Here is a 12,317-nt window from a genome sequence, read left to right as displayed (position 1 = left end):
ACACATGGTCATCGATCTGACCCAGCGACTCAAGGACCGGGTGGCCGTCATCACGGGCGGGGCATCCGGCATCGGCCTCGCGACCGCACGGCGGTTCGCCGCCGAGGGCGCGCGCGTCGTGATCGCCGACCTCGACCCGGCTGCCGGAGAGCGGGCGGCAGCGGAGGTCGACGGGCTGTTCCGTCCCGTGGACGTCGCGGACGAGGCATCCGTCAACATGCTCTTCGACTCGGTCGCGGGGGATCTGGGGCGCCTCGACATCGCGTTCAACAACGCCGGCATCTCGCCCGCCGACGACGACTCGATCGAGACGACCGAGCTGCCGGCGTGGGATCGCGTGCAGGACGTCAACCTCAAGAGCGTGTACCTGTGCTCGCGCGCGGCGCTGCGGCACATGGTGCCGGCGGGCAGGGGCTCGATCATCAACACCGCGTCGTTCGTCGCGCTGCTCGGGTCGGCGACCTCGCAGATCTCGTACACGGCGTCGAAGGGCGGCGTGCTCGCCATGACCCGCGAGCTCGGCGTGCAGTTCGCGCGCCAGGGCGTGCGCGTGAACGCGCTGTGCCCGGGACCGGTCAACACGCCGCTGCTGCAGGAGCTGTTCGCCAAGGACCCCGAGCGTGCGCAGCGCCGGCTGGTGCACGTGCCGATGGGCCGCTTCGCCGAACCCGAGGAGCTCGCCGCCGCGGTCGCCTTCCTCGCCTCGGACGACGCGTCGTTCATCACCGCGAGCACGTTCGTCGTCGACGGAGGCATCACGAACGCCTACGTCACGCCGCTGTAGGGTCTCGCCATGACCGACGCCCCGCTGCAGGAGGTGCGCAAGGCCGTCTACCGGCCGGTGCGGGAGGGCAACGCGCTCGAAGACACCGTTGCGCGCCTCGTGCAGACCATCCGGCTCGGCGTGGTCGCGCCGGGGGAGTCGCTGCCGTCGGAGCGCGAGCTCGCCGTGCTCTACGCGGTGAGCCGCGACACGGTGCGCGAGGCGATCCGCGAGCTCGCCGACACCGGCTACCTCGTGCGCCGCCGCGGCCGGTACGGCGGCACGTTCGTCGCCGATCCGCTGCCGCAGCCGCCGCATCCCCGTGACGTCACGGCCGCCGAGCTCGAGGACGTCCTGGGCCTGCGCCGCGTCCTCGAGGCCGGCGCGGCGCGTGCCGCGGCCGGGCGGACCCTCGACGCCGCCGCCCGCGACGAGCTGTGGGCGCGGTACGAGGTCGTGGCCGAGGCATCCGAATCCGACTATCGCCGCCTCGACACCCTGTTGCACCTGACGATCGCCGAGCTGGCCGGCATCCCGTCGCTCGTCGCGCTCGCCGCCGAGAACCGCGCCCGCGTCAACGAATGGCTCGACACGTTCCCGCTGCTGCCGCGCAACATCGAGCACTCCAATGTGCAGCACGAGCGCATCGTGACCGCGATCCTCGCGGGGCGACCGGATGCCGCGGAAGCCGCGATCCTCGAACACCTCGCCGGTTCGGAGGCCCTGCTGCGCGGCTTCCTCGCCTGACGCGGCGCCGCTTCCCGGGTTCTGCGGGCGATTCATTCCTGCTCACCCGTCACGAAATGCCGGACGGAGCGGCACATCATGACAGGTGAGCAGAAAGGATCGGGGAAGGGCCGGGGCTCTGCGGGCGATTACGCTGGACGGGTGGCAGGCAAGAAGCGCGTGAAGAAGGCCGGAGCTGCGGACTTCCGCAACACGCAGCTCGGCGACGCACTCCAGACGCAGGACATGGCGGCGGTCGCCTTCGCGCTGCGCCACGGACCGACCGTCGTACCGCTCATGCGCCCCGGCCAGCGCGACAACCCGCTCGACGTCGGCGAGGTGTGGACCTACCGCGACCCGAACTCCGGCGATGTCGCGCTGCTGCTCTTCAGCGACGCCGCGCACAAGCCCGCCTCGCTGCCGCCGGGCGTCGCGCTCCAGTCGCCGGGCTGGCTGCGCGCCTTCCTGGGCACGCACGAGGCTGAGATCACCACCGTCTTCTTCGACATCGCGGGGCCCCACCCGCTGCAGGCGTCGCCCGCCGACCTCATCGCCGCGCTCGACGCCTGACGGCGAAGTCCGACACTCCGGGGGAAGGGTTTGCGTCTCCGGGGACGACGGGGCAGACTCGCCGGGTGGAATTCCTGCTCGTCGGAATCGTGTGCGCGGCCGGACTGGTGATCCCCATCGTGCTCGGATTCGTCGACCCTGGGCGTCGCCGGCGGCCTCGCGGGCGCTGAGCGGACCGGTCGAGTCTCAGAACTCGGGGATGTCCTCCCCGGGTCTGCCCTTGGACCGCGCTCGCACGTCGCTCACAGCGCCGCCCAGCGATCCCGACCGGTGGTCGATGACGTCGCGATAGCCGAGGCGCGCTCCTTCGCTGCGTCGCTGCGTCGCCTGGGTGACGGGCCGGACCTCACCGGCGAGGCTCAGCTCGCCGACCACGGCGATGTGCCGGGGAATGGTCCAGCCTTCGACCGCGCTGGCGACGGCGAGCGCGATGGCGAGGTCGGCCGCCGGCTCGGCGTACCGCACGCCGCCGACGGTCGAGACGTAGACGTCCTGATCGGAGGTCTTGATCCTCATCCGCTTCTCGAGCACCGCCAGCACCGTCGCGACCCGCGCGGCGTCGACGCCGTTCACGATGCGCCGCGGGTTGCCCGACTTGCTCTCGATCGTGAGGGCCTGCACCTCCACCGGCAGTGCACGGCGCCCCTCGAGCGCGATGGACACGCACGTGCCGGGCTCGGTGCTGCCGTGACCGAGGAACAGCGCGCTGGGATCGGGCACCTCGGCGATGCCGGCGCCGGTCATGTCGAAGCATCCGACCTCGTCCGTCGGGCCGAAGCGGTTCTTGAGCGCGCGCACGAACCGGAGTGACGTCTGCCGGTCGCCCTCGAACTGGCACACCACGTCGACGAGGTGCTCGAGGATGCGGGGCCCGGCGATCGACCCGTCCTTCGTGACGTGGCCGACGATGATCGTGGGGAGCCCCCGCTCCTTGGCGACGCGGATCAATGTCGCCGCGACTTCGCGCACCTGCGACGGATGCCCCGCCATGCCCTCCGACAGCGCCGATGACACCGTCTGCACGGAGTCGACGATGAGCAGGTCGGGTTTCACGTCGTCGACGTGCCCCAGGATCGTCGCCAGGTCGGTCTCGCTCGCGAGGTAGAGCTCGTCGTGGAGGGCGCCGGTGCGCTCGGCGCGCAGCCGCACCTGTGCCGTCGACTCCTCGGCGCTCGCGTACAGCACGCGTCGCCCGGCGTGGGCGGATTGCGCGGCGACCTCGAGCAGCAGGGTGGACTTGCCGACGCCGGGCTCGCCGGACAGCAGGATCGCGGCGCCGGGGACGAGCCCGCCGCCGAGGACGCGGTCGAACTCGCCGACGCCCGTGGTGCGCCGAGGGGCGTCGGACGTGTCGATGCGCGTGATCGGCTGAGCCGCGCGACCCGCGCCGGGGGCGACGGCCGTGATCGACCGGAGGATGCCGGTCTGCTCGGCCGCCTCGACCACCGTGCCCCACTGCTGGCACTCGCCGCAGCGCCCGACCCACTTGAGCGTGGTCCAGCCGCACTCGGTGCACCGGTACGGGGCGGTCTGCGTCGGGCGTCGGGCAGCGGGCATGCGATGAGCCTATGTCCGGCCCGCGACATCGCCCGCGAGCCCCGCTGAGCACGTGGGGGACGGATGCTGCGGCCGCAGCATCCGTGTTCCGTCGGCGTCAGCGGAGCGCGGCCGCGCACCCCCGGCCGGTCAGGCGCGCAGGGATTCGGCCACCTGCTTCAGCGCGTCGGCGGAGGCGTGGAACAGCTCGAGCTCCTTGTCGTCGAACTGCGTCTCGCGGATCGGCACGGCGCCGGCCGCGCTCACGACCGACGGCACCGAGAGCGCCACGCCGTCCACGCCGTGGAAGTCGCGCAGCACGGGCGAGACGGGCATGACCGCGCGCTCGTCGTTCAGGATCGCCTCGATGATGCGGGCGCTCGACAGGCCGATCGCGTAGTTGGTCGCACCCTTGCCCTGGATCACCTTGTAGGCGGCGTCGCGCACGTCGATGGCGATCTGGTCGAGCTCGTCGACGCTCATGCGGTCTCCGCGCGGTGTCACCCACTCCAGGATCGGGACGGTGCCGATGGTCGCCTTCGACCACAGCGGGAACTCGGTGTCGCCGTGCTCGCCGACGATGTACGCGTGCACGCTGGACGTCGAGACGCCGGCGCGCTCGGCGAGCTTCCAGCGCAGGCGCGACGTGTCGAGCACGGTCCCCGACGCGAAGATGCGCTCGGACGGCAGGCCGGTCTCCTCCTGCGCGAGCACCGTGAGCACGTCGCAGGGGTTCGTGACGATGACGTAGACGGCGTCGGGGGCGACGCTCAGCAGCTGCGGCATCATCTTCTTCATGATCCCGGCGTTCACGCCGGCGAGTTCGATGCGGGTCTGCCCCGGGTTCTGCTTCGCACCCGCTGTGATCACGACGACGTGCGAGCCCTCGACCACCGACAGGTCGCTGCCGCCGATGATGTCGCTCGTGCCGGTGAACTGCGTGCCGTGCGCGAGGTCGAGCACCTCCGCCTCGACCTTCTGCGTGGCGATGTCGTACAGCGCGACGTGGCGGGCGGAGCCGCGGATGAGCGCGGCGTACGCGGCGCTCGAGCCGACGCTGCCGGCTCCGACGATGGTGACTTTCGAATTCTCGATGACGGCCATGCCGCCAGTCTTGCAGTGCACGGATGCTGCAAGCCAGCGTGGATCGCCGGGTCTATGCCGCGTCGGGGCTCGGGTCGCGGGCGGGGTCCGGATTGCGGATGCCGAGGACCGAGGTGATGCCGCCCGCGATCATGAGCGCGGCCGTGACGATGGCCGCGCGATGGAAGCCGTCGAGATCGAGAGCGCCGCCGACGATCGTGGCGAGGAGGGCGATCGCGACGAGTCCGGCCACGCGTGCGACCGCGTTGTTCACCGCCGATGCGATGCCCGAGCGTTCGGGACCGATCGCGCCGAGGATCGCCGAGGTGAGCGGCGCGACGGTGAGTGCGAGGCCGGCGCCCATCACGACCATGCTGGGGAACACCTGCCACCAGTACGAGAAATCGGTGCCGACCGTCAGCAGGAGGAGCGCGCCGATACCCATGGTGATCGGGCCGACCGTCATGAAGAAGCGCGGGCCCCATCGACCGCTCAGCGCCCCGACGCGGGAGCTGAAGAGGATCATGAGGATCGTCATGGGCAGGCTGGCGAGCCCGGCGAGGGCGGCGGGCAGGCCCGCGCCCTCTTGCAGATAGACGACCACGACGAGTCCGTTGAGGGCCAGCGCACCGTAGACGAACGTGGTCGCGACGTTGCCGGTCCAGAAGTTGCGCACCCGGAAGAGGTCGAGCGGCAGGATCGGGTGCCGCACCGTGCGCTGACGCAGCACGAAGGCGACGAAGAGGGCGGCGCCCACGACGAGCGGCAGCCAGATCGAGGGTGACGTCCACCCCTGGTTCGGCTGCTCGATGAGGGCGTAGACCATGCCGCCGAGACCGAGGGTGCAGAGGGCCGCGCCGAGCCAGTCAATCGAGGCGTCGGGGCGCCGGGCGTCGTGGAAGCCACCTCGCGCGAGCATGGCGAGCGTGACGCCGATCGGCACGACGTTGATGAGGAACGCCCACCGCCATGACGCGAAGTCGACGAGCACGCCGCCGATGAGCGGGCCGACGATCATGGCGGACGTGGTCATCGCCGTCCAGATGCCGATGGCGCGGCTCTGCGCCGCGCCGCTGAAGTTCGACGTGATGAGAGCCAGCGAGCTGGGGACGAGGAACGCGCCCGCCGCGCCCTGCACCCCGCGCGCGACGATGAGGAACTCCGCCGTCGGCGCGGCCGCGATGGCGATCGACGCGATGCCGAAGCCGATGAGCCCGATACGCAGCACCAGCACCCGCCCGTAGGCATCGCTCACGGATCCGGCGACGAGGATGAGCGCGCCGAGCGTGATGAGGTAGGCGTCGACCACCCACTGCTGGGTGGTGATGCCGCCGCCGAGCTCGTCGCTGATCGCCGGCAGGGCGACGTTGACGATTGTGCCGTCGAGGAAAGCCACGAACGAGGCGAGCACCGCGATCCACAGCACGTACCGCTGCGTCGAGCCCATGCGCCCCGCGACGTATGCCGGGGCTTCGGCCGGGTGCTCGTCGGTCACGCTCCCCACGCTAGCCCCGCCCGGCGACACCGGGGCCGGGGCGGCGAACTCGGGGGCTCACGCGCCGGGGCCGGGGCGTGACGCGCCGATTCGCGGCATCCGTTTTCGTGTCGTAAGCTTGTCGGCGGTGACGTGTCCGAGCGGCCGAAGGTGCAACTCTCGAAAAGTTGTGTAGGGTAACCCCCTACCGTGGGTTCAAATCCCACCGTCACCGCCATGAAAACCCCTGTTCAGCAGGGGTTTTCTTTTTTTCTGACCACGGTTTGCCCACATCGGTCCACTCCGATGAGCGGTTCACGTCCAACTGAGACGCACATGTGGCGGGAAGTGGCCGAGCGAATTGCCTGCAGAACTCGCGGGATTCCGCGGTACTCGGCGGAACTGTCGGTGTCGAGGATGCCCACCTCCACGTCGGCGATCCTCCCTGCGGTGGGAATTCCGCCCAACCGCAGATGGAGCTTTGCCGGGTCCTAACCGGGCTCACGACCGAGCACACGACCCTTCGGTCTGCAGGTGAACGGTCGCCCTCATCACGATCTTGAACGAGCCCGAACGGGGCCAGCGTTGTCGGCCGAGCGACGCATCGTCGCCGCCCACATCTAGGCGGTCGTCGGAAGAGGGTCACGGCCGAAGGCGTGCCCCGGCGTATTCACGGCGTTCCCGCATCCGGTCTTTCTCGACATGAGGCGGCAGAAGCCGAATCTCTCCGACCGTGCGGCTGGCTCGTGGGCGGTGGTGCATGTCTTCGCGGTCGCAGATCGTCATCAACGTGGAGATGCTCGCAGCGCATAGACCGTCATGCTTCGCAGTCGGCGTGCGTCATCTCCCTGATCGCCCAGGAGTGGGTCAGCAGCTTCTTCAGCAGAGTGCGAAGTTGGTCCCGCTCAGCCTCGGTGAGTCCCCCCGCCAACGCGTTCTCCTCCGCGATCACCAGCGGCGTGAGCTGAGTGAGCACTTCCTGACCAAGATCGGTCAGCATCAGCCGATTGCGTCGACGATCGTGCGGGTCCCGCTCTCGCTGGATGTGACGCTGACGCTCGAGGCGCACGACGATGTCCGCGACAGTCGAACGGTCGAGGTCCATCGCCTCGCTGAGGTCTTGCTGGCTCGCACCGGGATGGCGGGCGAGGAAGGAGAGCGCGCCGAACTGAACTGTCGTCGTGCTGCTCGACACGAGACGCTCCCATACTGCCGCATGCGCTTGATGCGCAAGCCGAACGAGCAAGCCTATGTGGGCGGGCACGGGGCCTTCTGAACGGCGGGTGGTAGCGCTGGCCATTGCACCATTGTGGGGCCCGGATGCCGGGATCGCGCCTCAGGAGGCGGCCTTCTGAGTGTCAACGCTCCAGGTGGGACGGGAGCGGGGTGGGAGTCCACGCGCGGAGGGTCGCTTGGCTGACTCCGGTCGGCTGGTAGAGGATGAAGCCGTCGCCGGGGCGACGCAACCGTAGCCAATTCGCCATGATCGGCATGCCCGTCGCGATGAACATGAGCCCGCCGCCGAACGCGACGCTCGCCACGTGGGCATCCGGGACCACGATCGACTCGGCGGGGAGCAATCCGCCGTCCGGGCTATAGCAATCCACGCGACCCTGATCGAACACCGTGACCCAGATGCGCCCGGACGAGTCGACCGCGATTCCATCTGGCATTCCCCCGACCTCGATCAGCGTCGTCGGACGTCCCACCCGATCGCCGTAACATCGCGTGGTGATCGTACGCGCGGCCGTGTCCGCGTTGTACATCACAGCGCCATCGGGCGACCAGCCGATGCCGTTTGAGATGCCGAGGGCATCGTCGAGGAGCGTGAGCGCGCCGTCCGATTCGAGTCGCACGATGACCTGACGGCCGTCCGGACCGGCGGTTCGCAGCGATCCGATGACCAGTCGCCCCTTGGGATCGATGTGTCCGTCGTTAAACCGCTCGCCGTCACGAAGGATCGGAGCGCTTCGCTCGATGACGCCCATCGGCGACACTCGTGCGAGTGAGCGGCCGAGCCCGCAGATCCAGCCGCCGTCTTCCGAGGGCAACGCGCACCCGAGTTGGTCACCGAGATCGAGCACGGTGAGTGGACGCACATGATCATCGGTCACGTCGGCGACGTGGAGCGTGCCGAGTTCGATGTCGACCCATGACAGCCTGCCGCGTTGCGAGTCCCACACGAGTCCTTCGGGCAGGATTCCGCGGTGCGCGGCCAGGCGTGCGAAGGGCGCGTCGAGTCGAGGCATGAGATCGAGCTCCAATGAATCAGGGTGCGAGTCCGGGAAGGCTAGCGCCGGCGCGAGGAGCGGTCGCCCAAACGGTAGGCCGCGCCATTCGACGCGAAACGGGCGGGCCGGTCGTCTGACCGGACCGCCCGCTCCTAGCGCTAGCTTGCCTCCGCGAGCGCCGAGATCGCCTTCACGACATTCGAGTCCGCGGACAGGCCCGACTTGCGCGCAGCATTGTCGAGCTGAGCGATGACCGCGTTGCTCGCGGCCGACCCCGAGGCGAGCTTCTCAGCCTGATCGATGTGCTTGACCACAGCGCTCAGGGCGTTGCCTGTGAGCACGCCATCGCGCTCCGCCTGATCCAGGTAGGCACGCACGAGCTCGAAGCTCGGCTCGATGGAGATCGACCCATCTTCGTTCCGACTGAACTGCTTGAAGAACTCCCAGGCCAGCGGGGCTTCATCCTTCCAGACGAAGTGGCCCGTCTTGCTGACGTTGACCAGCTTCGTGTAGACGACGCCATCCGCGCTCTCGACCGAGTTCACGGTGAAGATCGCGTCCCCGTTCTCGGCGTCTACCGTCTCGACAGCATCGGGGGTGAGACCCCATCGCGCGCTGCTCCCGTTCGTGTCGTACGCGTAGCTGCCGCCGCGCACCTCGTTCATTCGGAAGTACTGGTCGATGATCCTGTCCGCGCTATTGAGCGCTCCGTTGTAGGTGGGACCTGCGTGCCTCGGGAAGTTGGTCGTCAGCGTGTCGGCCTCGCCGCCGAACACCATGACGGGCATCATCAGGTCGTCGTTCGCCCCGGTGGGGTTGGTGGCGCCGTTGAGCGGCGCGATGGCGGCGAACAGATCGGGACGCTGCGTGCCGAGGGTGTTCGTGCGGAATGAACCCGCCGAGAACCCGGTGGCGTACACACGGGACTGATCGATCTGCGGGTACCGCGCGAAAACATCGTCCATGACCTCGACGACCTGCGCGGTCGAGAGGTTGCCCGGGGTGCGCTGACCGATGTGATCGTCCAGCGCGACCACGATGAACCCCTCCTTCGCAGCGAGCGCGGGCCAGTCGGTGTGCATGGCGAACCACTCCGAGCGTTCACCAGAGCCGTGGAAGATCATGACGAGCGGGACGGTCCCGTCCGCGGTCTGCTTCACCTCCTCCGGAACGTACGAGAGGTACATCGCGGGGCGGTTCTGCGAGAGCGTGATATCGACCTGCTCGGGTGCGACCCCGAGAGCGTCGAAGTCGCTGATGTCGACGACGAAGCGGTTGCTGGGATTCTCCTGCGGGGGCAACGCGGGGTTGTCCCGCATCATCTGAGCCCTCATGACGCTCGTGAGCTGGCCGTACTGCTCGCCGATCACCGAGAGGTCGAAGCCTTCGGTCGTCACGCTTGAGCCAATGAAAGCCCGGTGGCTCTGCGTCAGCGACGTGTACTTCGCATTCACATCATGCGAGCCGTTGATCACGATCGCGGGGTACTCGTAGTACTGCCCCGCGGGCACTGCCGTGGTGTTGAACAGCATCACGCTGGCCGGTCCGTTCGTGAACGGGAAGCCGAGGGGCGTCCTGAGCCCGTCGTTGGTGAGGTGCGTGCTCACGAAGTCGGCTCCGTCGCCCGTGGCGATCACGTGCGTGCGGCGGGCATACCCCTGATAGACCACCGGGTAGGCGGCATCCCGACCGTTCGCAGCGCCGTTCGCTCGTCCGTTCGACCACGTCGAAGGAGTCGGGCGTTCGATGTAGAGCCGGTTGACAATCTGATCGTAGGAAGCGAGGTCTGCGGCCGCCCAATCCTCGCCGATCGGGTTGACGAACGTGACGACCGCATTGTCGGCCCGCGCCTCGGCGGCGAGGCCGCTGTCCTCGGCCATCTCCTTGGCGCTTTCGGCCGTGAACGGCTCGTCCGCGAGCACGAGAACGACTGGCGCAGTCCAGGAGACGAGCTCGATGTCGTCCGGCACATAGACGTACGCGTCGGCGCCAGAAGGCAAGGTCACGGAGTCCACTGAGCCGGTCGGGGCCTCTGCTGCGTGAGCGGATACTGCCGGGCCGAGCCCAAGCAGGAGCGATGCGGCGCACAGGGCACCTATCGTCTTGCGGCGAGTTCTCATTTGATGGTGCTCCTCATCTTCGAGTGGTCAGTCCCAATTGTGGGTACCCCAACGAACGGTAGCGACTGCCGGCCGATTGGACAACCGGTTGATAACAATCCGATAAACCGTGTGCGTGCTCGGGTTAAGGCGTTAGGCTGACCACACGCTCGGTTTAAGGCCGGCGAAGCAACCCACATGGATGCGTGCACACCGCAGCGCACGCGCCCGCCCACAACGACGTAAGGACGGAACCTTGAACAAGTTCTCCAGGCTGGCTCTGGTAGCCGCGGCCGGGACCATGGCGATCACCCTCGCTGCGTGCAGCGCAGGAGGGTCCGCCGCGGAGCCCAGCGATGAGGGGTCGGCGACTGCGCCCCTTCTCACGCTCGGACAGTTCGTCGAGCCCACCTCGTTCGACCCTGCCGCTGCACAGGAGGGCAATTACCTCCCGTACTACCAAGCGGTGTACGACACGCTCATCCTTCGTGAGGCCGATGGCTCACTCGCACCCATGCTCGCCACCGAGTGGAGCTGGAACGAGGATCTGACGATCCTGACGCTGACGCTCCGAGACGACGTCACCTTCTCCGACGGTGCCGTCTTCGATGCCGAAGCGGCGAAAGCCAACATCGAGCACTTCATCGCGACCCCTGGCCCCTCGGCCAACCAGGCCTCGAGCATCGCGTCGGTCGAGGCGGTCGACGCCACAACGCTCGAGATCAGCCTCGACGCGCCCGACCCGGCACTCGAGTTCTCGCTGGCGAACGCGCTCGGCCTGATGGGAAGCCCCGATGCGCTGGGCACCGACACGATCGCCGCAGAGCCGGTCGGTTCCGGGCCCTACACTCTCGACACCGCAGAGACCCTGGTCGGCTCCGAGTACACCTACGTGCGCAACGAGGACTACTGGGGCGAGGCACTGCCCTTCGACGAGATCAAGTTCATGGTCCTGACAGACGAGACCGCGCGTGTCAACGCGCTGCGCTCGGGTCAGATCGACGCGGGCGTGTTCACCGCGCCCGCCACGTTCCAGGAGCTCGAAGCTGCCGGCCTCACCGTTCAGTCGCAGACGGTCGACTGGTCTGGCTTCGTCTACTTCGACCGCACTGGGGCACTGAACCCGGCCTTCGAGGACGAGCGCGTCCGCGAGGCGATCACGCTGTCGATCGACAAGGAGGCGCTGGTCGAGCAGGTCGCGCTGGGTCGCGGCGAGCTCACCAGCCAGATCTTCCCGACTTCATCGCTCTCGTACAACGAGGCCTTCGACGACGACGCGAACTTCGCGTACGACCCCGAGAAGGCGAAGGAGCTGCTCGCCGAGGCCGGTTATGAGGATGGGCTCACCATCGACATGCCGATCAGCCCCGTCTTCGACCCGGCGATCTACACCGCGATCGAGCAGAACCTCTCCGACGTGGGCATCACGATGGAACGCGTCGAGTACGGACCCGGTCAGACGCTCCCCGCAGTGTTCAGCGGAAAGCACGCGATCATGTACATGACCCTCGCGATGTTCAATGACTGGACCACGATCCGACAGTACGTGGCAGCAGATGCCCCCTGGAACCCGCTGCACACCGAGGACCCCGAGCTGACCGCTCTCATCGAGGAGTTCCAGAACGCCGCCAGCGACGAAGACCGCACGGCCGCCGGTCAGGAGATCAACCAGTGGCTCGTCGACAGCAACTGGTACGGCGTCTTCTCCAGGGCGTTCGCGACGTACGCGAACGACGCCGACGTCGAGGTGGAGCTGCAGGTTCAGCAGGCGGTTCCGTCGATCTACAACTACTCGCCCGCCAACTGATATGAGGCAGGTTCCCCGCTCGCAGCGC

10 protein-coding genes and 1 tRNA gene are annotated in these 12,317 nt (G+C 68.3%); 5 read left to right on the top strand and 6 right to left on the bottom strand.

All coding sequences use genetic code 11. The annotated features are described in order from the left end of the window. Positions 1-4: 4 nt before the first annotated feature. The 3 genes from ACFQ7C_RS02070 to ACFQ7C_RS02060 all read left to right on the top strand — a co-directional run bounded on the left by ACFQ7C_RS02070 (position 5) and on the right by ACFQ7C_RS02060 (position 2,059). On the top strand, positions 5-784 hold the full coding sequence (locus ACFQ7C_RS02070; RefSeq protein ID WP_378897247.1) for a 3-oxoacyl-ACP reductase: 780 nt from the start codon (positions 5-7) through the stop codon (positions 782-784). A 9-nt stretch (positions 785-793) separates the two neighbouring features. Then, positions 794-1,510 (top strand): FadR/GntR family transcriptional regulator, encoded by a 717-nt coding sequence (locus ACFQ7C_RS02065; protein WP_378897245.1) that lies wholly within the window; start codon positions 794-796, stop codon positions 1,508-1,510. Positions 1,511-1,651: 141 nt separating this feature from the next. Then, positions 1,652-2,059, top strand: a complete 408-nt coding sequence (locus tag ACFQ7C_RS02060; RefSeq protein WP_378897242.1) for a dehydrogenase — start codon at positions 1,652-1,654, stop codon at positions 2,057-2,059. Positions 2,060-2,245: 186 nt separating this feature from the next. Here ACFQ7C_RS02060 and radA read toward each other — a convergent pair whose 3' ends face one another. The 3 genes from radA to ACFQ7C_RS02045 form a co-directional block, all read right to left on the bottom strand. After that, positions 2,246-3,616, bottom strand: coding sequence for a DNA repair protein RadA (radA, locus tag ACFQ7C_RS02055; RefSeq protein WP_378897239.1), 1,371 nt, complete (start codon positions 3,614-3,616; stop codon positions 2,246-2,248). Between the two features lie 129 nt (positions 3,617-3,745). Continuing rightward, complete coding sequence (locus ACFQ7C_RS02050) at positions 3,746-4,699, bottom strand: L-lactate dehydrogenase (protein WP_378897236.1); 954 nt, start codon at positions 4,697-4,699, stop codon at positions 3,746-3,748. Between the two features lie 52 nt (positions 4,700-4,751). Further along, positions 4,752-6,125 (bottom strand): MFS transporter, encoded by a 1,374-nt coding sequence (locus ACFQ7C_RS02045; RefSeq protein ID WP_378897395.1) that lies wholly within the window; start codon positions 6,123-6,125, stop codon positions 4,752-4,754. A 174-nt stretch (positions 6,126-6,299) separates the two neighbouring features. Here ACFQ7C_RS02045 and ACFQ7C_RS02040 point away from each other — a divergent pair. Beyond that, a tRNA-Ser gene (locus tag ACFQ7C_RS02040) sits at positions 6,300-6,390 on the top strand. 579 nt (positions 6,391-6,969) lie between these two features. Here the strand turns inward: ACFQ7C_RS02040 and ACFQ7C_RS02035 are convergent. From ACFQ7C_RS02035 to ACFQ7C_RS02025, 3 genes are all read right to left on the bottom strand, one after another. Beyond that, complete coding sequence (locus ACFQ7C_RS02035) at positions 6,970-7,347, bottom strand: MarR family winged helix-turn-helix transcriptional regulator (RefSeq protein WP_378897234.1); 378 nt, start codon at positions 7,345-7,347, stop codon at positions 6,970-6,972. Between the two features lie 163 nt (positions 7,348-7,510). Next, complete coding sequence (locus tag ACFQ7C_RS02030) at positions 7,511-8,401, bottom strand: SMP-30/gluconolactonase/LRE family protein (protein ID WP_378897231.1); 891 nt, start codon at positions 8,399-8,401, stop codon at positions 7,511-7,513. Positions 8,402-8,541: 140 nt separating this feature from the next. Next, positions 8,542-10,389, bottom strand: a complete 1,848-nt coding sequence (locus tag ACFQ7C_RS02025; protein ID WP_378897229.1) for an alpha/beta hydrolase family esterase — start codon at positions 10,387-10,389, stop codon at positions 8,542-8,544. A gap of 349 nt (positions 10,390-10,738) precedes the next feature. On the opposite strand from ACFQ7C_RS02025, the gene ACFQ7C_RS02020 reads away from it, so the two are divergent. Then, complete coding sequence (locus tag ACFQ7C_RS02020; protein ID WP_378897226.1) at positions 10,739-12,289, top strand: ABC transporter substrate-binding protein; 1,551 nt, start codon at positions 10,739-10,741, stop codon at positions 12,287-12,289. The last annotated feature ends 28 nt before the right edge of the window (positions 12,290-12,317 follow it).

This window comes from Microbacterium sp. NPDC056569 (assembly GCF_042793475.1).
In the GTDB taxonomy this organism is placed as follows: Bacteria; Actinomycetota; Actinomycetes; order Actinomycetales; family Microbacteriaceae; genus Microbacterium.
Note: the sequence above shows the minus strand (reverse complement) of the source record. Positions and strands in the feature narration are given on the sequence as shown.